This is a genomic window from Bradyrhizobium erythrophlei, assembly GCF_900129425.1.
Lineage (GTDB): Bacteria > Pseudomonadota > Alphaproteobacteria > Rhizobiales > Xanthobacteraceae > Bradyrhizobium > Bradyrhizobium erythrophlei_C.
The window spans coordinates 5,816,050-5,838,197 of the sequence record NZ_LT670817.1 but is presented as its reverse complement, the minus strand read 5'-3'; the positions used below and the strand labels follow the sequence as shown (position 1 = coordinate 5,838,197).

Genomic DNA, 22,148 nt, shown 5'->3' with positions numbered 1-22,148 from the left:
GGTGTGCGTCAGAGGGTCAAACCGGTGCGATCGACCCTCAACGGAACTCGGTAGTGATCAAGAACCCGACAAACGCTGTCGGGCACTTTCGTCGGCTTGCCCCAACAGATAAGGATACAGCAGCGTAGTGATCGGCCGCGCCGAATAAAATCCCGGCACTACCGATATTAGACCGGCCAAAATCGGCGCAACGTGCTGCTCAACGTCGCGACGGCCGAGTATCCGGTCGCAGCCTGCCAACCACCAAGCAGCAGCGCTCGAGAGCGCCCTCGTAGCAGACCTGGTGTAGGTCGAAGGTACGCAGTGGTAAGGCAGAATGGATGCTCATAACCTCCACCTCTTTTCAATCCGCGGCGCGACCGTAGCTGAATCAAAATGGCTCGCCGCTGACTGTTCGCGTCGAGCCATTTTGCTTTTCACTCACCCCCTACGAAAGTAGCGGGCGAACTATTAGGGGACGTACTTTGGTCGGCGCTGCAAGCAGCCCTTTTGGGGTGCGTTTGCGGCGCCGACCAAAGTACGTCCCCTAGCGCCCTTGTAAGTGATTGGAATCGCACGATCTGAATCCCGCCCATGCAGTGAAATCCGATAGTTTCGGGGCAAAGTACGTCCCCTAGCCCGACGAAACCCGGGGCACACGCAAAAAGCCCACAAAACCTGTCCGCCTAGAACAGGCGCGGATCGAGAACAAACGGTTCTACCGAGACGAGGGAGATGCGCGGCGCCGCGTTGTGATTGTGGTTGATCAGAATATTCACGTCGGGGGACTGATCGACAGGAACGATGGCGGAAGGAACGCGTAGCAAGGGCGTCGACAATGTCTCGTGCCACTGATCGCCCCGCTGCTGTGTCCAGCCTTCCTGCCGACGCCAATCAGCGGGCAGATCATTCAAGGCAAAGGGCTCAACGGCAAGATCGTCGGGCACGTCGTAACGCACCATCATCAGAGCCGGCAGAAGCGTTGGGTCCTCGATATGGACCAGCTTCTCCAGAACGCAAAGGGCAGGAGACGTGCTGCAGTACGTGATGGGGTGTCCCACCGTATTCCAGCGCCCATCAAAAAGAAGGCCGTAGCCACCATCGAATGCCCTTGCATGTGCCACCCCTGACAAGCGCCAAAGCAGCATCAGGCGGCGGCGCCCCACGCGATCTTGCCCAGAATGGTCTCGACAACGCGCGCACCGGCCTCGGTCTGTGCCACCGCCAGCGGCGGCTCGCCGTGAAGTTCTGCCAATGGCCGGCGAAGCCACGCATTTGCCTTAACGGCATCCTCAAAGGTTTCTTCGGCGAGTGTCTGCACGCGCAGAAGTCGGACAGCCCGGTCAGATTCTTCGACGGTGAGCGGTTGTTTTTTCTCGGCGCGATGACGGCGTGTGCGCTGGGGAATGACGAACTGTTCGATTTCTTGGTCGCTAAGTCCAGCCTTCGACAGTCCTTGTAGTGCGGTCAAAGGAAGTCGTTTTCGAACCGCCAGCGCAAGTTCTGCCTGGGAGCGAACGATTCCACCAAGGACCGAGCGTCCACCGAGTTTTCTTGCGACAATTTCGACTATCGACACAGGGGCCTCCTTGAGTGGCGGCAACATGCCGTATAAATAGCGGCAAACTGCCGGATTGCAAGAGCTCTGCGCAGGACCTAGAGCCGCCGAGCGACCCTGTGTGTACCGAAAGCGTTATCCGAGTTAATGACGTGATGGAATCGCCTAAACTGGCCGAATGATCGGGCTGTTCTGTTTCGTTCTGGCCGTCCTGGCCTCGCCATTCAAGTCGAAGTTGCGGCTTGAAGCGGAGAATGCGGTGCTCCGACATCAGCTGATCGTCTTGCGGCGCAGGGTGAGGGACCGAGCTCAGCCTACCAACAACGACCGCTGGTTCCTCGTCCAGATGTATCGATGGTTTCCATCGATTTTGAAGGTCGTAACGATCGTTCAGCCTGAGACGCTGGTGCGGTGGCATCGGGCTGGCTTTCGTCGCTACTGGCGTTGGAAATCGAGCTCGCGGGGAGGGCGCCCGCGAATTGAGATGGAATTGCGCGCGCTGATCCGGCGGATGAGCATGGAGAACCAGCTTTGGGGTGCGCCACGCATCCATGGCGAACTGCTCAAGCTTGGATTCAGCGTCGCTCAATCAACTGTCGCCAAGTACATGGTCAAGCGACGAGGATCTCCAAGTCAGGGATGGCGGATCTTTCTGCGAAACCACGCTCCGGACATTGCCGCCATGGATGTGTTCGTGGTCCCGACCATTGGCTTTAATCTGCTGTATGGCTTCGTGATTGTACGGATTGATCACAGAGAACTCGTCTGGATCAACGTCACAACCAATCCGACGGCGGAGTGGATCGCACGCCAGATCACCGAGGCTTTTCCTTGGGACGGTGCTCCGGGTTACATGATCCGTGATCGCGATCGGATCTATGGCAGCCTCGTGACGCGCCGATTGCGCGCCATGGGGATCCGGGACAAGCCTACCGCACCAGCCTCGCCTGGGCAGAATGGCTTCGTCGAACGGCTGATCGGATCGATCCGGCGTGAATGTGTGGACCACGTCATTGTCCTGGGCGAGGCACATCTGCGCCGGATTCTGAAATCTTATGCTCGCTACTATGATGAGACGCGGACACACTTGGCCTTGGATAAAGATGCGCCGGTTTCTCGCCCGGTTCAGCGAACCGGTGTGATCAGTTCACGCGCCATCCTGAGCGGACTTCATCACCACTACGCCCGTCTTTAAGTTTTAGGTACACACACACACGAGACCTTAATCTAAAGCGCGGCTGCTCGACCTCCCTGATCTTTGATTTTTTCGCTGAGACTTCCGGTGACTTGCCTGGCAGCGAGCAATACAGCACACGTGCGTCCATTAGACGGCGCATGTGACCCGGTCAGTTGAACATTCTGGATAAGAACGGGGCGTGGTCGGTCGTGCTCCCGTGGCGCGGACAGGCATCCGTTCACAACTCCAATTTGGCTCCCGGCGCCGGGCGGAGCGGTGGCCGAAACCCCCAGTTCGATCCGGCGATTGCCATTGTTTGCAGGTCGTATTTCGCATTCTGGATCTCGATCAAGGTCCATCGGGCCGGATCGTGTTCAGGCAGCTCCGGAGGCATGTCGTAGTAGTCGAATTCACCACGATTTCGCTGGGGTTCGAGCTTTGCGAGGAAACGTATGAGGGCGACGGTCAGATCGCTGGTGCACAGGCCAAGGATGCGCGCGGCGTTCGGACCGCGATTGAGGTTATGGGGGCCGACATGGTGGTAGAGCAGACGATAGCCTTCGCTTGCGTGGACATTGGAGGCGATCGTGCCGCGCACCCTCTCTTCGAGGTGGATCGGTCGAGGCGGCGGAGGCACCGCGGCGCGCGGCTCAGGGAAGCGCTCCGGCTCGAACGGGTCTTCGGCTTCGATCGGCGGCAAGAACTTGCTGATTTCAGCGTCAGGATCGGGTTTCATAACACGCTGATGCGGTAGAGCTCCCGGCAGGGATCGACGCGCGATGTCGATCAGTTCCTCGGTCGACCGGGCCAATGCCGGATCGACGTACAACTGCGCCTGCTCATGTCGCCTGGCGACGAGCAGCAGGGCGGCCCAGGTGCGCCGGTGATCGGTGAGTTCGACGGCGAGCCTCATATCCGCGGGGAGGCCGCAAGCCTCCCTGATCGTGATCGTGGCGGCCGATCTGATTGCCGCGAACGCCTCGAGATCAATCCGCTTGATCTTTCCGTCATGCATGATCCTGATCGTGCTGTTCGTCCGATCGATGGCGACGATCGGTGCGAACTGGCCGGCCGCGAGCAAAGGGTCCTCGCAGGCTTGCGTGGTCACGATCCATTCGCCGACCGACAAACCGAGCGTTCCACGCAGGGTCGTTAGCTGCTCCGGCGGCTCGAGAGCTTTTGCGCGCACGCGCTCTCTTTGGATCGTTTCGGCCAACGCGTTGATGCGGCGCCGGTCCTGGCACGTCACGAACTGCGAAGGATCGTCGGCGCCGCGGTCACGGAATTCACCGAACGACAGGAGCCCGCAATCGACCATTGCTTCGACTGCCAGGCGGACCAAACCAGCCCTGAGCAGGCGTTCGATGTCATTTCGGCCGTACCGCTCAGATGTTGCTCCCATCCGATCCGACGCATAGACGGCGAGGTGACGATCGACCACCCCATGTGCGCTGCTCTGGTCATGACCGAGGATAAGTTGAACTTTGCGTTTGTTCGCTTCCAGCAACAGGCGGGCCAGGCGCTGATCGTCGATCCGGTCGCAGCGGGGGACGATGACCAGCCGTCCCGGACGAAGGGCAAGGTCCCGCTCGCGACCGATCCCGAGCAAATCATCGGACCCGGTCACCGCCATGTCGATGGTGCCGAAGGCGGGTGCATCGGTGGCGAGTGCGACCGCAATATCCTGGCAATCGGAGAGCGCGTGGCCGAGGATCAGCGGTCCGCCAGGATGATTGCTGGCATGATAACGCTCCGCGATCCGACAGACGAGGGAAACGCGATCCGCAGCGGTGATTGTCGTGATCTGATCCTCGCTCGAATTGTCGATAAGTTCCGCAGCCTGCGTCGTCAGGGCATGGATTCGCCGCGTCGTCAGATAGCGGGGCTTTTCCGCGCCGTTGTCCGCGAGCGTCACGACGTCGTCGTCCATCAGGATGCGCTCGACATTGGCGGCCCTGTCCGCGGGATGGTCGAAGAATCGGGCGCAAAGCCGTTCGAGCTCCAGAGTGCGAAGGGTCGATCGACCCCGGAGCAGCGTTTCGACGAGCCGTGCCGGACTTTTCCGGATGGCTTCCACATTCGCCGCATGGGCCCTTTCGCGCGCGCGGGCCACTCGCTCCCTTGACCGTTCGTTGTGGATCGTTCCGTTCACGTACACTACAGGCGAGGAATGCTTGCCGGGGACCGGCGCGATCGGATCGACCACGAGATCGAGGCCGAGCTCCTCGAAAAGCGTCTGCTGAACTTCCCAGGTCAGCGAAGGCCAGTCCACACCCTCGACGATGTCGGCACCGGCGGCGGTGGATCGGTGGTGGACCATGAAGTCGCGGAGCTTGTGTCCCGCATTGCCCTCTGCGTCGAACGTCCGAAGCGCATACCAGGCGTGTCCGTGACGATTGATGATGGCCTCGTGGATCGCCCAGTGGATCGCGACTTCGTTCGATCTCGGGGGGGCGGTGACGATTCTCTGCATCAGCTCGGCGGCTTCGTGCAGCCACAGCTCGTCATCTGGAGGAAGCGCGACGACGAGCGATAGCCCGACCTGAGGCAGCCGTTCTCTCTCCTCCAGCGCGGTTCTGACTTTCGACCATTCAGCGGCGTCGAGGCTGGCGGCAAAAACGCTGAGCTTTTTGAAAGCGAGTGGATGCCCCTCGGGCACAATGATGTCGCCACATGCGTAGTCGCCATCAAGGTGCGAATAATCAAACAGGGTGTCGAGGTGTGGATCGTAGATCGCGGTGCGTGCGGTGTAGGCAAGCGGCCTTGCCGCTCCAGACAGCAGCGTCAGTCTCATCGACATCAATCGCGCAAACGTGATCGCCATCCGTGATCTCTATTTTCCATTTTGTATATTGAGCGCCGCCGGCCAGGTTGAGAGCCAGAACCGTACCGCCGAAGAAGCCCGTTTCAACTTTCCATCGTTCATGGTTTCGTACCAGTCGATGGAGGGACCCACATGACCACACCACACCGCAACCGCATCAAGCAACTCGAACGGATCGATGTCGAACTTGCTGTGCTGCGCGACCAGAGCGCCCGAATCAAGGCGAGGATCGTAGCTCTGGAAGCGGCGCGCAGGACGGGCATCCTGGAGGTCGCGAGCGAGACTGTCGGCCGGTTGGATCTTTCGCAAGTGCCCGTTTCGCAACTGCTCGCCCGCTTGATGATGTTGAATGAAGTCGAGCATGACGATGATGATAGCGCGGCGACGGAGGAAGCTGTCGATCGTCAGCGAGACGATAACATCAAGACTTTCGTTAAACTAAGCCGCAACACCACCGCCGAAAGGCGCGCCATACTCGAGGCGAGCGGGCTGCACTGGAACGGCCGGGCCGCCGGCTGGACCGGCAGCGTCGGGAGCGCGGAATTGGCGCGACTGCACCTCGTCTTCAAAAACAGGGTTACGCCGCAGCCGATGATCGATGCCGGAGATCCCCCCGCGCCTTCGCATGAAAGCGCTGCAGACCCCCTTCGCGTCGACGAGGGGCAAGATGCGGTTCAACCGTATGCACTCGAGACCAGGACGACCCGTGAGGGCGAGCCGGTTGAACAGGGCGTGGTGAGGCCGGCCATGACCACGCTCTTCCGCGGCCTGCCGTTGCGCCGTCCGCCGGCGAGCCCGCCGGAGCCCGAAAGCCCCGCGTGACCGCGACATGCCAAAACGGCGCGTGCCCGATGTCGTGAAGCCGGTGTTGTATGCGTCGGCGCGTCTTGCGATGATGGAAGTTACGTTTCCAGTTCGCTCGCGCGGGAGCAAGCGCGACGTTGCGTATGCCGCACCGGGCTGCTACACAACACCGAGCGTCGCTCGGATTTTCCGAGGTATTTCAGACGCATAAGCATGGCCTTGGTCTGGCTCAGTATCCTCCCGCCCCAGCCAGAAGCTCCTCTTACCCAGAAATTGCTGACGAAACCGGCCTAGCTGGGGAGCTGATGCACAGCTCTGCGACACATTCCTGCTGCACGGGATGTGCGTTTCAATGGCTGTCCACATCTTTCGCCGCGAGGCGACCTACTATTGGCGGCGTCGGACGCCCCGCGCCCTTGCCAAGGTTCTCAAGCGCCGGCATGTTTTTATGAGCCTGAGAACGACGAGCCCGGTACTGGCGCGTCGGCTGGCGGCCCAACTCGACGCCACTCTGGAAGACGCCGCGATGCTTGCCGAGAACACCGACCTGCATCTGTCACGGTCTCAAATCGAGACAATGCTCGGTGCTGTCGTGGAGCGGCATCTGACCAAGCTGGAGCGGGTGGCGCTCGTAGCCAAGAACGCGGCCGGCTTCGATCCGGGTCTGGCGCGCTCGGCCGACAAGCGGGCACTCTGGACCTACAGCCTGCTCGACGCCCAGGGCGCCGCCGCCGCCGTACGGCCGGAGGACCGCCTCCGCATGGCCTCCGACGGGCTCTCGGAAGCCGATGTCGAGGCGGTGCAGGATCATCTGGCCATGCTGCGGATCAACGAACTTGTGCCGACGAAGCACCACGTCCTCCGCCAACTGATCGAAGGAGTAGCTGCCACGCCGACCGCGGCGAACATCGACGTGGCGCAGGGAACTTATTTCCGCGGACTGAAGCTTGCACTCGCCGAAATCGACCGCCGTTATGGAGGGCAGCGCGTCGAGGATGGCGACTTCGTGGATCGCATCCTCCTTTCGAGGAGCGATCCACGGCTGCAGGTTTCATCGGTTGCGGTGGATCGCGAGGATCGCGATCGCGATCCCCCGACGGCCGATCTCGCGCCAAAGCCGGAAGCCGCTCCGATCGCGGACTTCTCAAAATTTGCCGAAGAACTCATCAAGCTGAATGCCAAAACGGTCGCTGGGACCAAAAGACCCAGCGGCAGGCGAGGAGCATCTCGAACCTTTTCGTCAAGTTTATGATTCAGGACCGGGACGTCCACGATCTGAATTCGTTGCGCCAGGCGCACGCGGGCAACGCACCAAGAGTGACAAGGATATCCGCGATCGCGACGAAAGGCCCAAGCTGCCCATCGATCGCGCCATGGCGATCTACCGGACGGCTCCGTTCAACAATTGCGCGAGTTGGGACGCGCTTGAAGAGCCAGGCGCGATTGGCGCTCAACAAATCTTCCACTGCGCGCTCTATTTCGTGCCGATCCTCATCTATTACACGGGCTGCCGCCGCGAGGAACTCTGTGGTGCGATGGTCGATGATGTGATCTTCGACAACGGCGAGATTCCCTATCTGCACATCGCCAAGAATGAAGGGAGGCGGATCAAGAACGCCCAGTCTCAGCGCAACATTCCGCTGCATCCGGAAGCGATCCGGCTGAACTTCCTAGCTTACGTGAAAGAGATTAAGGCGCTGGGGTACAAGTTGCTATTTCCCGATCTTTTCTCGCCGACCAGCAGCTCGTGTGCCGTGGAAAGGCACGGTTCTTGAGAGGGTGCAAGTCCCTCCCGGCAAGGGTCGCTCCAGCCGGTAGCAATCGGAGCAGGCGGGAAGGCGACGACCTGTCTGAAGCCTCCGGTGGAAAGGGTCATTTAGTGACTCCGCGAGTGTGCGGGCTGTAACTTGAGTAAACGCTGAGCAGGCCTCGAAAATAACAATCTGGAGGCTGACCTGACGACTTCACAGGGAAGGCTGCCTGTCCCTGTCGTAAATCAAATCCGGACATATTGGTGGTGGAGCCCTCCAAGAACTGGGCGACAAAGAATGCGTCCGGCCCGTTCCACAGCGCGCGAGATCGGCGCGTCCTTCTCCAAGGATAGATGCGTGCGTACCTCATTATAATATTTGAGGTAAGACAATAGTATATGACGGAGGTGCCGCTCTCCGAGCACGACGACGTGGTCAAGGCATTCCCGTCGGATCGAACCGATCAGTCGTTCGGCACATCCATTGTGCCACGGGGAGCGTGGTGACGTTGGTTGGTCGCGAATGCCCATCGATCGAAGGCGTCAGATGAAGACATTGCCATAGGCCCGATCGCGATCGCGGATCAGATAGCGGGGAGCTTTTTCCCAGCCGAAAGCTTCCGTAATCTGATTTGCAATCCATTCTGCGGTCGGATGCGCTGTGACGCCGAGCCATACGATCTGCCGCCGGCCATGCCCCATGATCAATAAACCGTAGAGCAAACGAAAGGAGATTGTCGGCACTACGAACATGTCCATCGCAGCGATCCCATCAGCGTGATTGCGGAGGAATGTCCTCCAGCCTTGGGACGGCGGATCTCGTCGCCTGACCATGTACTTGGCCACGCTGGTGTGTCGGATATCGACGCCGAGCTTAAGCAACTCTCCATGGATCCGAGGCGCTCCCCACAGCGGATTGGCAATGCTCATCTCGCGGATAAGCTTGCGCATCTCCACCGGAACTGTTGGCCTGCCGCCCCGCGCTTTCGATTTGCAGCGCCAATATAATCGGAAGCCAGCTCGGTGCCATTTAATCACGGTCTCCGGCTTCACGATCGCCAAGGCGCCGAGCACCTTCGGAGCCAAACGATACAAGCCGGCGAATACCAGACGGTCCAGCATCCCGAACGTCGGCCGTTTCGGCGATTTCCGCCGCAACACGTTAAGCTGATGACGCAAAATCGTGTTTTCAGCCTCAAGCGAGACCCGCGACCGGAACGCTCCGACCAACGCCAACCAAATTAGGCTACAGACCTCTCGCATAAGGCAGGAGCATCGCCCGATTCGATGGCAGTTGCCAGCAAGATTGAGTTTCCGACAGGGACAGGTTGTTGGAGCGGCCCCATCTCGCGCGGGTCCCCAGTTTGCATCGGCAGCCCAAGAACATTTGCGTCCCCGGCGTGTCCCCAGCACAAATCGAGTCACACGTCGTGCAGCCAAAAATGCCAGAGATACCTGATTTCAAATCTCAAGCAGAACGTTTCCGATCACCGATCCAGTTTCCACGGCCTCGTGCGCTTCGGCTACCTTGTCTAGGGAGAAGACGCGGCCAATGGCATGCACCATCTTTCCCTCGCTGCACCACTGGGTTATTCGCTTTGTTCCTTCTTCACGCAAAGATAGAGGCATCAGGCTGCATTGAACAAATCTGATATTCACATCCTTGAAGATGAAAGCAAGAAGTGGAAACCTCGGCTCATATTCCCCTTCGGAGCCATAGGCGCCGATTGAAGCGTTGTTGGCCATCACCTGGATAGTGGTTGCCAAATTGACGCCCAAGTCCACTTCTGAAATCCGGTCCACCCCATTTCCCGACGTCAGTTCCAGCACACGGGACGCGATGTCTTCGGTCTTATAGTTCAAGATGAAATCGGCGCCGGCGCCTTTGGCGTGCTCGGCCTTCGCCGCGCCGCTCACTGTGGTGAGGACTAGGCTTGCGCCGGCAAGCTTCGCCAGCTGGATTGCGTAATGTCCAACGGCGCCTGCGCCGCCAGTGACGAGTACGCGAAGGCCCTTGATGTCGCCGTCGGCAAATAACGATCCATACGCAGTCATACCAGGCACCCCGAGGCAGGCGCCTTGTTCGAGCGTGACATTGTCGGGGAGTTTGACCGCGTTGGCGCTGGCGATCGCGATGTACTCGGCTCCCGTACCGTGTGCGCGGTGCCGTTGACCGCTCCATATCCAAACACGTTCACCGACACGGTTGGGATCAACGCCGGGACCGGTCTTCTCAACCACTCCTGCGCCGTCATTGTGAGGGATGATGAGGGGATATCCTGGCCTGTCTCGTACTCCTTGGCGCCGCTTGCAGTCCGAAGGGTTAACTCCGGAGAAGCGCATTCGCACTAAAACCTCGCCGGCCTGTGGCTCGGGTGTCGGCAATTCGCCAACCCTGAGAACGTCCTTTGCGGCTCCGTAGTCGACGTAGTAAACGGCTTTCATTGCGTTTTCCCCAACGAGTTCGTCGTTTTCCAGCGGGATCAGCTCTCACAAGTTCAAAGAGTATATGCCGCCATGAGGCCGCTACCCCCCGAACGTTATTCATTGACGATCGAGGTGGCCTCAAGGTGCTTGAGGGCGGCGTCTCCGGCGTTGCGTACATAGATCATAAGGCTTTGTGCCGCACCTTCGGCATCTCGTCGTTCAATGGCGTCCATGACCACGGCGAGTTCGCGCGCGCTTTGCTGGAGCCGGCCAGGAAGAGAAATCGCAAAGACGCGCGAGACGCTGATCCGCGCGATGAGCTTTTGATGGATGTCGTTGATCAGTTCGTGATTGACGATTCCCATCATGTGCTCGCTGAACCGCCGCGTGGTGCTGACGATCGCCGCGACGTCTTCCTGTTCACGTACGATGCTCAACCTGTCATAGATGCGGCGCAGCTCGGCGATGTCTTCAGCGCTCGCCTCAAGCGCGAAGCGGCGCACCACAGCCGCTTCGAGCAGCGCGCGAACTTCGTAGATTTCCTTGACCTGCTTGGGACTGAGCCGCGCGACGATGGGGCCACGCCGCGGTTCGACCTCGATCAGTCGTTCCGCCTCGAGGCGCCTAAGGACCTCGCGAATGGATGTCCGGCTGACCCCCATGGCCTCGCACAGCTCGCGTTCGATCAAGCGCGCGCCGGGTGAGAAATGTCCGGTGATTATCGCGTCCCGCAGTCGCTCAAAGGCCTGATCGCGGCGGAGCGGGGGATGCTCCGTTAGTCGTAGAACATTGGTCATGGCCGCTCTCGTCCCTGTCATTTGACATGTTGTCATACAGCAGTTTATCGTACAGGAAGACTGAAAATGCGTAAAACCCGGGAAAACTGGAGGAATAATGTCCGATCCGGCTATTTTGAATGAAGTATCAGCGGACCGGATCCGCCATCACATCGAAAAGATTGTTCGTGAAATACCGCATCGCGCCGCGGGCAGCGCCAATGGCAAGCGGATGGCCGAGTACAGCCGCGATGCCATGAAGGAAAACGGACTCGCCGACACCGTCATTCATGAGCTCCCGGCGATCGTATCATTTCCAGAGCATGCGGAGTTTCGGGTCGAGGCTCCATCGGAGATTTCCATTCAGGCCAACACGCTGGGGCACAGCCTGAAAACAACCGACGATGGCATTCGGGCTGAGATCATCGACGTCGGCGGCGGCGCATTCTCCGACTACGCCGGCAAGGATGCCCGCGGCAAAATCATTCTGACTGAGTTGTCCTATTCACCTGCGCGTCACGAAAAGCAGCGGATCGCCGGTATGAAAGGCGCCATCGGAGCCGTCATGATGAACTGGGGGCAGCCTGAAAACGAAGCGGTACCGTTCGGTTCGGTGAAGCCGGTGTGGGGAAATCCGACCCCGGAAAACGCCAAAACCGAGATGCCCACCATTCCCTGCATCGGAATTGCGCGCACAGTGGGACTGAAGCTGCGCGAGATGGCGAAGAAGGGCCCCGTCAGCGTCTGGTTCCGCACCCATGTCGTGAACGGCTGGCGTCCCGTGCAGATCACGATCGCAAGAATGCCGCCTGCTTCGACTTCGCTCGAAAAAGACGACTTCGTGCTGGTCGGCGGCCATCAGGACAGCTGGCCAGGCGAAGCTGCGACCGACAATGCTGCGGGCAACGCGTGCAAGATGGAATTGGCGCGCGTGTTCATGAAGCATCGCGACAAACTCCGGCGCGGCCTGACCTTTGGTTTCTGGACGGCGCATGAGACCGGCACCATGGCGGGGTCCGCGTGGTACGCCGATCGAAATTGGGACGACCTGCGTAACCACTGCGTAGCTTATCTGCAGATCGATCAGCCTGCTTTCATCGGCACTACGGAATGGGCGACCCATTCGAACGCCGAGCTCAAAACGTTTCATACCGAAATCGAAACGCGGCTTCTGAGCAAGAAGATCAAGTGGAAGCGTTCGGTGAAGTCGGGAGACTCGAGCTTCTTCGGACTCGGCATTCCGATGTTCGCCGGGCAGGGTGCTTTTACCGACGCCGAGTTGAAAGCAACCGCCAATGCGACGCTCGGCTGGTGGCACCATTCGATCGAGAACCGGCTTGACAAGATGGACTGGGCGCTGATGCAGGAACATATTCGTATGTACGCTGCATATCTCTGGGAGCTCACGACCGCGCCGGTGCTGCCGTTCCGCTTTACGCCGGTTGCCGAGCAGGTCATCGCGCGGCTCGAGGAATTCATGGAGCCGGGACGGTCCGTGGGTCTCGATGGGGCGCAGGCAAGCGCACACAAATTTGCGGCCGCTGCCGCGAGTATCGACAAGGCTGCAGCCGCCGAGGCCGAGCGTTTCAAGAGCGGTCGTGGCTCCGAGCAGGCCGCGGTGCTGTTGAACGGAGCAATCAAGCGCCTGTCGCGTATCCTTGTGCCGCTGCAGTCGACCGCTATTGGCACCTATGGGCATGATCCATATGGCTACACGCCGCAAACGACGATGATTCCGTGCCTGTATGATCTCGGCGAGTTGTCCGGACTTGCCGACGGCGAGCAGCGCTGGATGCTCGAGACGAAGCTGGTGCGTGCCCGCAATCGCGTCGCCGATGCGCTTCAGGACTCTACGGCCATTATCGATGATGCGCTCGCGCAACTGAAATAGCAGGGTATGTCCATGGCAAGCCGTCGCCGCATTGTTTACCAGCTCGTCTCGCCAATGGAAAAAACACTGGGTCAGGCCGAGATCCTGCGGCGGCAGGACTATCTCCAGCGCCACGCCGCCGATAATACCGAGATCAAGGTGCAGAGCGTGCCGTCCGGCTATCCCTCGATCGAGAGTGAGCGGGATGTGGTCACGGTGGCTCCGCATCTGCTGCGTGGAATGCAGAAGGCTGAAGCCGAGGGCGCGAGTGCCGGTATCATCGGCTGCTTCTCGGATCCGGCACTGGATGCCATACGCGAGACGGTCAAGATGCCGGTGGTCGGCCCGGGGCAGTCGGCAATAGCGTTGGCCATGCAACTCGGCGAAAGCTATTCGATCCTGTCGCCGCTCGACAGCGGTGCCAAGCGCGCGCTGCCGCGACTCAGGGGACAAGGTCTCACGCAGCGGCTCGCGAGCATTCGCGGCGTCGGTGTCTCCGTCGTCGATCTGACCCATGGCGAGAATGCGGCCTGGGATCGGATCATCGAGACGGGGCGCCGCTGCATCGACGACGGTGCCGACGTTCTGGTGATGGGCTGCATGAGCATGGCGTTCATGGGTGTCGAACGCGAATTGTCGGACCGGCTGTCGGTGCCAGTCGTCAGTCCGGTGCTTGCCGCGCTGAAAACCACGGAAACCCTGCTCGATCTCAATCTTTCGCATTCCCGCACGGCATGGCCGTCTCCGCCTGACAAGGCTTATCTCGCGTGATTGCTGTCGTCCCGCGCGACTACGGCAGATGGAGGACTCTGATGAAGCGTAGAACGTTCTTGATGGGGACCGGCGCGACCGTGACGGCGGCCTTGGTCGGTGCCCGCGTTGCGCTGGCTCAGCACAGGCCCGATGAACTCGTTTGGGCCGACGACCTTCCCGGCAGTCTCGATCCGCACGCGTTGTCGGATGTGCCAATGCAGGGCTACATAATCAACGTTTACGATACGCTATACGTTAATCAGGACAATCCGCCCAAGCTCGTGCCCTGGCTCGCGACCGGGCACACCGTCAGCGACGACGGACTGATCGTAACGTTCAAGCTGCACGAGGGGGTCAAATTCCACGACGGCAGCCCGCTGACCTCCGAGGACGTGGTCTGGACCTTCCATCGTCTCCTAAACGTCAAGAAGGGACCTGCCGCGGCATTCCTCACCGTCCTCGACCCGAACGGCATCACGGCGCCCGATCCGACCACAGTGGTATTCAAGCTAAAGCGGCCTTATGCGCCGTTCCTGGCGGCGACGCCGCTGGTGGCCATCCTCAACCGCCGCGTGATCGAGCCGAAGGCCAAGGATAACGACTGGGGACAAGCCTGGCTCACATCGAACTCGGCCGGTTCCGGATCTTATATCCTCGATCCCACCACCTATCAGCCAGTGCAGCAGATCGACCTGAAGCGCAACCATGATCATTTCATGGGGTGGGGCCATAACAAGTCGCCCATTGAGATCGTGCGCCGGCGCAACATTCTGGAGACCACGACCCGCGTCAACGCGCTGATAAAGGGTGACGTCGACTGCACCGACAGCTACCTGCCGCCCGACCAGGTTGAGCGCGTGCTGGCGTCGAAGACCGCGACTGTTTCGAAAGACCAATCCATGCGTGTCATGGTGCTGCGCATGAACAACAAGAAGGCGCCGTTCGATAACCTGAATTTCCGCCTCGCGATGAGCCATGCGTTCAACTACAAGGGTTTTATCGATGGCGTGCTGAAAGGCTACGCTGTTCGAAACGCCGGCCCGATCCCGGTCAATCTGTGGGGCTCGCCAAAAGATTTGCCGCCCTACGACTTCAATCTCGACACCGCAAGAGAGTTTCTTGCGAAAGCCAAGGCGGAAGGCGCGCCAGTTGACCGGGAAATCGAGATCCACATTCAGCAGCATCTCGCCCAGACCACACAGGCCGCGCAAATTCTTCAGCAAGGATTGCGCAAGGTCGGCGTAAATCTCAGGATAGTTGCGAACCTTTGGCCTCAAATCGTTTCGTCGACGGCAAAAGTTGAAACTACACCCGATATGTGGGTGCATTGGGTTTCGTCCTATTTCATCGATCCGGAGAACTGGATAGGTCAGATGTACGACAGCCAGTTTCACGGTACCTGGAAAGCCTCGTGCTGGTACAAGAACGAAAAGGTCGACACTCTGCTCCGCGAGGCGCGGCGTCTCGACGATCAGAGCAAGCGGCGGGCGCTCTATGAAGAGGCTTCCCGCCTCGTCGTGGCGGATGCGGCCGACATCTGGATCTACAATGCGATCGAGTTGCGCGGTCTGAGTAACCGTTTGCGCGGCTTCCGGTTCACGCCGATCGGATCGGGCGCGGATTTCCGCATCATGTCGCTGACGAGTTGATGCGAGCCAGAAGGCGCGCTCAAGGGAAACCATGATCCGTTTCGTCCTGCATCGCCTGCTATTGACCATACCGGCGCTCTTTGGACTGCTTGTACTCACATTTATCATGCTGCGCGTGCTGCCGAACGATCCCTCGGCGGCACTCGCGGGTGAAAATGCGACGCCCGCTCAAATCGCTGCTGTGCGGAAGGCCTATGGCTTCGACGAACCCCTCTGGAAGCAGTTCGTCATTTATGTCGGGCAGGCCGGAAGCGGTGACCTCGGCAACTCGATCATCTCCAATCGGCCTGTCGTCCGGGATATCGCCGAACGCCTTCCTGCGACGATCGAGCTGACGTTCGTTTCATTGATCTTCGCGGCCTGCGTCGGCATTCCCCTCGGGACGATGGCGGCAGTCTGGCACAACTCGTTGTTCGACCACGCCATGCGCGTGGTCACCGTGGCGGGACTAGCGATCGCGTCGTTCTGGTTCGCGATCATCCTGCAGACAATCTTCTCCATGGAACTCGACTGGCTGCCGCTGCGCGGGCGCTTTCCGGTCGGGCTGCCGCCTCCCACTCACCTCACGGGTCTCTATCTGATCGATAGTCTGCTGACGCTGCGATTCGATTTGTTCGGTCAAGCGTGCACCCACATTCTGATGCCGGCGCTCACGCTGTCGCTGGGCGGGCTGGCATCGATCTCACGGTTCACGCGCGCGGGCGTGCTTGAAACCATGCAGAAGGAATTCGTCCACTATGCCGAGGCCGCCGGATATACCCGGCGTCGCATCATCTGGGTTTACGTTCTGCGCAATTCCGTGGTGGGAGCGACGACCCAGATCGGACTGCTGTTCGGTGGGTTGATTTCCAGCGCGGTGGCCGTGGAGTCGATTTTCGACTGGCCCGGAGTCGGTTCATATGCGGTGAACGCGATCCTGACTTCGGACTACAAGGCGGTTCTTGCGGTGACTTTGGTCGTCGGCCTGATTTATTCCATCGTCAACATCCTTGTCGACGTCGTGCATGCCTGGCTCGATCCTCGCGTGGTTGAAAAGCTCTAGGGAAGCGTCCGAGATGCTGATCCTAAGGAAGTTCCTGCGAGACGTACCCGCGGTTCTGGGACTCCTCATTATCGTGACCGTCTGCCTGGTTGCGATCTTTTCGCAGTTGATCGTGCCTAATCTCGACATGGTCTATGACGGCGATCTGATCTCGCGCCTGAAGCCGCCGTCCGCGGAGTTCTGGTTCGGAACCGACAGCCTCGGGCGCGACGTGTTCGCGCGCGTGATCATGGGCACGCACGGTGCGTTGGAAGTGGCGCTGACGGTTGTTGCGCTCGCCATCGGCATCGGCGTGCCTGCCGGACTTTATGCGGGCTATTCCGATGGCTGGGGAAGCCAGCTGCTGATGCGTTTGACGGACGTGTTCCTGGCCGTGCCGCAGCTCATCCTCGCACTTGCCGTCGCGCAACTCATGGGACGCGGACTGGAGAGCGCCATGGCGGCGCTGGCGCTGACCTACTGGCCGTTCTTCTGTCGTACCGTCTACGGCGAAGTCCGGCGTCTGCGAAGTGCGCTATTCATTGAAGCACAACGGGGATTGGGCGCTTCGACCTCCCGCATCCTTTTCGTGCACGTGCTGCCGAACGTCGCCTCGGCCGTGATTGTGCGGGCAACCATCGGCATGGGTTTTACGATCATGACGACGGCTGTTCTGGGTTTCCTCGGTATCGGTGCCACACAGCCGAGTCCCGATTGGGGTTTGGCTATTGCGGAAGGACGGGAATATCTGCCGCAATCATGGTGGGCAGTGACGTTTCCAGGTCTCGGCATTTTGATCACGGTTCTCGGGTTCAATCTTTTCGGCGACGGATTGCGCGATCTCGTCGATCCCCGGCTGAGGCGTTCGCGATGATGCAAAACACGGCGGCGCCCCTGCTCGAAGTTCGTAACCTCTCGGTGTCGGTCGGCACCGATGAGGGGGAGGCGAGGATTCTTGACCGGGCGAATCTGGCGCTGATGCCGGGCTCCATTCATGGCGTGGTGGGAGAGTCCGGTTGCGGGAAGTCGACACTGATGCGCGCAATCCTCGGCATCCTGCCCACGCGGGGGCGTGCCACCGATGGCAAGATCCTGCTGGGCGAACGCGATCTGCTCTCGCTGCCGGCGGTGACACTCCAGAGCGAGGTTCGCGGCGGTCAGATCGGATTCATTCCGCAGGATCCTTACCAGGCATTCAACCCGGTCTTCCGGGTCGGCACGCAACTGCTCGAAACGTCACGGTCGAAACCCGGCTCCGGGGGGCATGATGGCGACAAGGCCAATATCATCTCATTGCTGAAATCCGTGCAGCTCCCGGATCCCGAGCGCGCGCTCGATCGCTATCCGCATCAATTCTCCGGAGGTCAGCGCCAGAGGCTCCTGATCGCTGCCGCACTCGCATCATCGCCCGCCATCGTCCTCGCCGACGAACCGACCACCGCGCTCGACGTAACGACGCAAATGCAGATTCTCAAATTGTTGCGCGGGCTGACCGAGGAACGGGGGCTTTCCATGCTATTTGTGACGCACGACTTCGGCGTGGTCGCTCAGCTCTGCGATACGGTGACGGTGATGTATGCGGGCCAGACGGTCGAGTCGGGGTCGGTATCGCAAATACTTGCCGCACCGCTGCATCCGTACACCCGGATGCTGCTCGCCTGTCATCCCGACCGCGGGGCCGCGCTGGCCGGGATTCCCGGCGCGGTGTCCTCGCCGCTATGTCCACCGCCGGGATGCCGGTTTCATCCGCGCTGCCCGAGCGCGCGTGCCGAATGCAGCGTCACGCTTCCTCCGCGCACCGAACACCCCGGCAAACAGGATGTTCAATGCGTCCTGTATGGTGAGGAGGCCGCGGCATGACGGACGCGCGAGCGTTGCTTGAAATCGAGGACGTTGTCACCCTGTACGGAGGCGGCAAGCGGCTGCTTGGAAAGCCCCGGCCGGTGGTGCGGGGGGTCGACGGCGTGAGTCTGTCGCTCAAGGCCGGACAGGCGCTTGGCCTCGTCGGTGAATCCGGCTGCGGAAAAACCACGCTTGCCAAGACGATCCTTGGACTGGTCCGCGAGACGTCGGGAACGGTCCGGCTGGACGGACAGGTGGTGTCGGGCCTGTCAGTTCGGGAGGCGCGGGCTGCGCGAGCCACGATCCAGTACGTGCATCAGGATCCCGGCGCGGCGCTCGATCCGTGGTGGAGCATCGGACACGCGCTCGATGAAGCGCTGCGCATCCATGACGTGACCGATCGAGGCGAGCGGCGGCGACGCGTTGGTGAAATGCTGGAGGCGGTCGGGCTCGATTCGAGCTTCCGGAGTCGTTATCCGCATGAGCTTTCCGGCGGACAGCAGCGCCGGGTGGGGCTCGCGCGCATTCTCGTACTGAGCCCGCATATTGTCATTCTGGACGAGCCCACCTCGGGACTCGATCTTTCAGTTCAGGCAACGGTACTGGGCGTGCTTGACGGTCTTCGCAAACGGCTCGGACTCACTTACTTGTTCGTCAGCCACGATTTATCGGTGGTGAAGCGCATGTGCGAACGGGTGGCCATCATGTACCTCGGCCGCATTGTCGAGATGGGGCCGACCGAGGAAATCTTCGTGCGGCCGCAGCATCCGTACACGCGGGCGCTTTTGGCCGCGGTGCCGAAGCTGGAGCCGGGGTCGCTGCACGATGCGCCGGCGCTGCCAGGAGACCCGCCGTCTGCGACGACAGAAAGAACCGGCTGCGTCTTCCAGACGCGTTGCGCATTTGCGGTTTCGAAATGCGCGGAGGCAAGGCCAGCTCTGGCTTTCGTGAGCGACGAGCATATGGCCGCGTGTGTGCGGCTGAGCGAAATCGGAACCGTTGCATAAATCAGAGAACGGAGACTTGGCTATGGCGCGTATTGCGGTCGGCGGATTTCATCACGAAACTAATACCTTCGTTAAGACGCCAACCGATTTCGCTTACTTCTGCAGTCATCGTGATCGACCGCCATTGGTCCGGCGCGGTGACGTTCTGAAATGGCTCAGCGGAATCTCATTCGCGCTGTCGGGTTTCTTGCAAATCATGGCTAAAGATCACGACATCGTCCCGCTGCTATGGACGAGCGGCGGAGCCGGCGGAATGGTAACCAGAGATGCTTTCGAGCGCATCTCCGCGGAACTGATCGCGGAGCTTTCGCAGCAGATGCCCGTCGATGCGATCTATCTCGATCTGCATGGCGCCATGGTAACCGAGGACTTCGAAGACGGTGAAGGCGAATTGCTCAGGCGGATCCGGGCCTGTGTAGGACAAGACATGCCGATCACGATCAGCCTCGACTACCATGCCAATGTCACGCCAGAAATGACTGACTATACGGATGCCGTGTCGGCGTATCTGACCTATCCCCACGTGGACAGGCAAGAGACCGGCGTCCGCGCGGCGCGCACGATGCAGCATCTCCTCAAGTATGGACGAACGCCGGGACGGGCGTTGAGGAAGGTGCCGTTCCTCATCCCCCTGCACAGTCAGAGCAGCATGGTTCAACCGTCGCGTGGCATCATCGACCTTACCCAGTCGCTTGAGCGCTACGATGTTTTAACCGTCTCATATCTGGCTGGCTTTCCGCCATCGGACATATTTTATTGTGGCCCATCGGTGGTCGTTCATGCGGTGACCCAAGAGCTCGCCGATTGCGCGGCTGACGAAGTCGCGCGTTTCATTGCGCTGAAGGAAAGTGAATTTGCGATCCCGGTGCTTTCGCCGGCCGAAGCGGTTGCGCGCGCCAAGGCGATTGCAAGCAGGGCCGATCGGCCCGTGATCATCGCTGACACCCAGGACAATCCGGGGGCAGGGGGCACCGCCGATACGACAGGTCTGCTGTTCGCCTTGGTCGAAGGTGGCGCAGAGGGGGCGGCTTTGGGCTATCTATGCGATGAGCAAGCGGTGAAGGCTGCGCATAGCGCGGGCAAAGGCGCAAACATCACGATAGATCTCGGCGGGCGCAGCGGCCCCGAAGACGTCGTGCCGTTCCGCGGGACGTTCGAGGTCAAGGAGCTTGGTGATGGAAAAATCCGGACGACAGGTCCTGTGTCTGGCAACCGTGATATCGATCTTGGCCCGGTGGCGCTGCTTCAAGTCGGTAGCGTGAAAGTCGCAGTGACGTCGAAACGCATGCAAGCGCTCGATCAAGCACCTTTCCGCCATCTTGGCGTCGAGCCGATGGAGCAGAAGATTCTGGCCTTGAAAAGCACTGTTCATTTTCGGGGGGATTTTCAGGCGCTTGCGGAAGACATTTTGATCGCAATAGCCCCGGGTGGGCATCTCGCCGATTCTTCGAAATTTCCCTACCAACGACTTCGCGCCGGTTTGCGCCTGAGTCCGCTCGGTCCCGAATCGAAGCAAGTGTTCGATTGAGGGGGCGCGCCAACGGAGCACGAGCGTTCATGACCGAATGAGTAGAAAACCATCCAGCTGTGTGTACCGAAAACCTCATCCGAGTTGATGCCGTGACAGAATCGCCTAAGTTGGCGGAATGATCGGGCTGCTCAGTTTCGCTCTGGCCGTCCTGGCCTCGCCATTCAAGTCGAAGGTGCGGCTTGAAGCTGAGAACGCGGTGCTTCGACATCAATTGATTGTCTTGAACCGCAGGCAGCATGGTCGCGTCCGGCTTACGAACCATGATCGCTGGTTCCTTATCCAGCTGTATCGCTGGTTTCCACCAATCCTGCAGGTCCTCAGGATCATCCGGCCCGAGACGCTCGTGCGTTGGCATCGGGCCGGCTTTCGCGGCTATTGGCGTTGGAAGTCGCGCCCATTGGGAGGGCGACCGCAGATCGACACCGAGCTGCGCGCGCTGATCCGGCGGATGAGCATGGAGAATCCGCTTTGGGGCGCGCCACGCATCCACGGCGAACTGCTCAAGCTCGGGTTTGAGGTCGCGCAGTCGAGCGTCGCCAAGTACATGGTCAAACGGCGGGGGCCGCCCGGCCAGGGATGGCGAACCTTCTTGCGCAACCACGCGCCGGACCTTGCCGCCATCGACCTGTTCGTTGTTCCAACTATCGGTTTTCGACCTGCTCTATGCCTTCGTCATCGTCCGGCTCGGCCGCAGAGACCTCGCCTGGATCAACGTCACTCCAAATCCCACGGCCGAATGGGTTGCGCGTCAGATAACGGAGGCGTTTCCTTGGGATGAGGCTCCGCACTACCTCATCCGTGATCGCGACCGGATCTATGGCAGCGTCGTCACGCGCAGATTGCGCGCCATGGGCATCCGGGACAAGCCTACCGCACCAGCCTCGCCCTGGCAGAACGGCTTTGCCGAACGGCTGATCGGATCGATCCGGCGTGAATGTGCGGACCACGTCATTGCCTTGGGCGAGATGCATTTGCGCCGAATCCTGCGATCTTATGCGGACTATTACAACCGCGTCAGAACTCATCGATCCTTGAACAAGGATGCACCAGTCTCTCGCCCGGTTCAGCGAACCGGTGTGATCAGTTCACGCGCCATCCTTGGCGGACTTCACCACCGCTACGCCCGAGCTTAAGTTTTCGGTACACACACCCGTGGCAGCGTCCAATTCTTCCGCACCTA

Annotated in this window: 21 protein-coding genes; 14 read left to right on the top strand and 7 right to left on the bottom strand. The window is 60.2% G+C overall.

Features of this window, described 5'->3' with window-relative positions; genetic code table 11:
- Positions 1-665: 665 nt before the first annotated feature.
- Entirely contained in the window at positions 666-1,127 is a 462-nt protein-coding gene (locus B5527_RS28005) for an RES family NAD+ phosphorylase (protein ID WP_079607560.1), read from the bottom strand.
- Positions 1,127-1,558 carry a type II RES/Xre toxin-antitoxin system antitoxin gene (parS, locus tag B5527_RS28000; RefSeq protein ID WP_245332281.1) on the bottom strand — a complete coding sequence of 144 codons (432 nt, stop codon included), beginning with the start codon at positions 1,556-1,558 and terminating at the stop codon, positions 1,127-1,129. The genes B5527_RS28005 and parS overlap by 1 nt, the downstream gene beginning before the upstream one ends.
- Before the next feature lie 157 nt (positions 1,559-1,715).
- On the opposite strand from parS, the gene B5527_RS46665 reads away from it, so the two are divergent.
- Positions 1,716-2,732, top strand: coding sequence for an integrase core domain-containing protein (locus B5527_RS46665; RefSeq protein WP_245332280.1), 1,017 nt, complete (start codon positions 1,716-1,718; stop codon positions 2,730-2,732).
- 220 nt (positions 2,733-2,952) lie between these two features.
- Here B5527_RS46665 and B5527_RS27990 read toward each other — a convergent pair whose 3' ends face one another.
- The gene (locus tag B5527_RS27990; protein ID WP_079604404.1) at positions 2,953-5,538 is read right to left on the bottom strand and encodes a MobA/MobL family protein; all 2,586 of its coding nucleotides are present in this window, start codon (positions 5,536-5,538) and stop codon (positions 2,953-2,955) included.
- A gap of 132 nt (positions 5,539-5,670) precedes the next feature.
- Here B5527_RS27990 and B5527_RS27985 point away from each other — a divergent pair, with 132 nt between their 5' ends.
- The 3 genes from B5527_RS27985 to B5527_RS27975 all read left to right on the top strand — a co-directional run bounded on the left by B5527_RS27985 (position 5,671) and on the right by B5527_RS27975 (position 8,117).
- The gene (locus B5527_RS27985; RefSeq protein WP_079604403.1) at positions 5,671-6,360 is read left to right on the top strand and encodes a hypothetical protein; all 690 of its coding nucleotides are present in this window, start codon (positions 5,671-5,673) and stop codon (positions 6,358-6,360) included.
- 334 nt (positions 6,361-6,694) lie between these two features.
- Positions 6,695-7,594 (top strand): DUF6538 domain-containing protein, encoded by a 900-nt coding sequence (locus B5527_RS27980; RefSeq protein ID WP_079604402.1) that lies wholly within the window; start codon positions 6,695-6,697, stop codon positions 7,592-7,594.
- A gap of 121 nt (positions 7,595-7,715) precedes the next feature.
- Complete coding sequence (locus tag B5527_RS27975; RefSeq protein WP_079604401.1) at positions 7,716-8,117, top strand: hypothetical protein; 402 nt, start codon at positions 7,716-7,718, stop codon at positions 8,115-8,117.
- A gap of 221 nt (positions 8,118-8,338) precedes the next feature.
- Here the strand turns inward: B5527_RS27975 and B5527_RS47835 are convergent, their stop codons facing one another.
- The 4 genes from B5527_RS47835 to B5527_RS27955 form a co-directional block, all read right to left on the bottom strand.
- Positions 8,339-8,623: an integrase core domain-containing protein gene (locus B5527_RS47835; RefSeq protein WP_197689221.1), complete on the bottom strand. Its 285-nt coding sequence runs from the start codon at positions 8,621-8,623 to the stop codon at positions 8,339-8,341.
- Between the two features lie 12 nt (positions 8,624-8,635).
- Complete coding sequence (locus B5527_RS45815; protein ID WP_197689220.1) at positions 8,636-9,214, bottom strand: hypothetical protein; 579 nt, start codon at positions 9,212-9,214, stop codon at positions 8,636-8,638.
- 339 nt (positions 9,215-9,553) lie between these two features.
- Positions 9,554-10,537 carry an NADPH:quinone reductase gene (locus B5527_RS27960; protein WP_079604400.1) on the bottom strand — a complete coding sequence of 328 codons (984 nt, stop codon included), beginning with the start codon at positions 10,535-10,537 and terminating at the stop codon, positions 9,554-9,556.
- A 95-nt stretch (positions 10,538-10,632) separates the two neighbouring features.
- Positions 10,633-11,316: a GntR family transcriptional regulator gene (locus tag B5527_RS27955; RefSeq protein WP_172842688.1), complete on the bottom strand. Its 684-nt coding sequence runs from the start codon at positions 11,314-11,316 to the stop codon at positions 10,633-10,635.
- 97 nt (positions 11,317-11,413) lie between these two features.
- Here B5527_RS27955 and B5527_RS27950 point away from each other — a divergent pair, with 97 nt between their 5' ends.
- From B5527_RS27950 to B5527_RS47830, 10 genes are all read left to right on the top strand, one after another.
- Positions 11,414-13,186 (top strand): M28 family peptidase, encoded by a 1,773-nt coding sequence (locus B5527_RS27950; RefSeq protein WP_079604398.1) that lies wholly within the window; start codon positions 11,414-11,416, stop codon positions 13,184-13,186.
- Between the two features lie 12 nt (positions 13,187-13,198).
- Positions 13,199-13,936, top strand: a complete 738-nt coding sequence (locus B5527_RS27945) for an aspartate/glutamate racemase family protein (RefSeq protein WP_172842687.1) — start codon at positions 13,199-13,201, stop codon at positions 13,934-13,936.
- 41 nt (positions 13,937-13,977) lie between these two features.
- On the top strand, positions 13,978-15,567 hold the full coding sequence (locus B5527_RS27940) for an ABC transporter substrate-binding protein (protein ID WP_154072566.1): 1,590 nt from the start codon (positions 13,978-13,980) through the stop codon (positions 15,565-15,567).
- 31 nt (positions 15,568-15,598) lie between these two features.
- The gene (locus B5527_RS27935) at positions 15,599-16,609 is read left to right on the top strand and encodes an ABC transporter permease (RefSeq protein WP_079604395.1); all 1,011 of its coding nucleotides are present in this window, start codon (positions 15,599-15,601) and stop codon (positions 16,607-16,609) included.
- Positions 16,610-16,622: 13 nt separating this feature from the next.
- Positions 16,623-17,462 (top strand): ABC transporter permease, encoded by an 840-nt coding sequence (locus tag B5527_RS27930; protein WP_172842686.1) that lies wholly within the window; start codon positions 16,623-16,625, stop codon positions 17,460-17,462.
- The gene (locus B5527_RS27925; protein ID WP_172842685.1) at positions 17,459-18,448 is read left to right on the top strand and encodes an ABC transporter ATP-binding protein; all 990 of its coding nucleotides are present in this window, start codon (positions 17,459-17,461) and stop codon (positions 18,446-18,448) included. Before B5527_RS27930 ends, B5527_RS27925 begins: the two co-directional genes overlap by 4 nt.
- On the top strand, positions 18,445-19,437 hold the full coding sequence (locus B5527_RS27920) for an oligopeptide/dipeptide ABC transporter ATP-binding protein (protein ID WP_079604392.1): 993 nt from the start codon (positions 18,445-18,447) through the stop codon (positions 19,435-19,437). Before B5527_RS27925 ends, B5527_RS27920 begins: the two co-directional genes overlap by 4 nt.
- A gap of 22 nt (positions 19,438-19,459) precedes the next feature.
- Complete coding sequence (locus tag B5527_RS27915) at positions 19,460-20,965, top strand: M81 family metallopeptidase (protein ID WP_079604391.1); 1,506 nt, start codon at positions 19,460-19,462, stop codon at positions 20,963-20,965.
- A 118-nt stretch (positions 20,966-21,083) separates the two neighbouring features.
- The gene (locus B5527_RS44580) at positions 21,084-21,746 is read left to right on the top strand and encodes a hypothetical protein (protein ID WP_197689219.1); all 663 of its coding nucleotides are present in this window, start codon (positions 21,084-21,086) and stop codon (positions 21,744-21,746) included.
- A 70-nt stretch (positions 21,747-21,816) separates the two neighbouring features.
- Positions 21,817-22,101: an integrase core domain-containing protein gene (locus tag B5527_RS47830; protein ID WP_197689218.1), complete on the top strand. Its 285-nt coding sequence runs from the start codon at positions 21,817-21,819 to the stop codon at positions 22,099-22,101.
- The last annotated feature ends 47 nt before the right edge of the window (positions 22,102-22,148 follow it).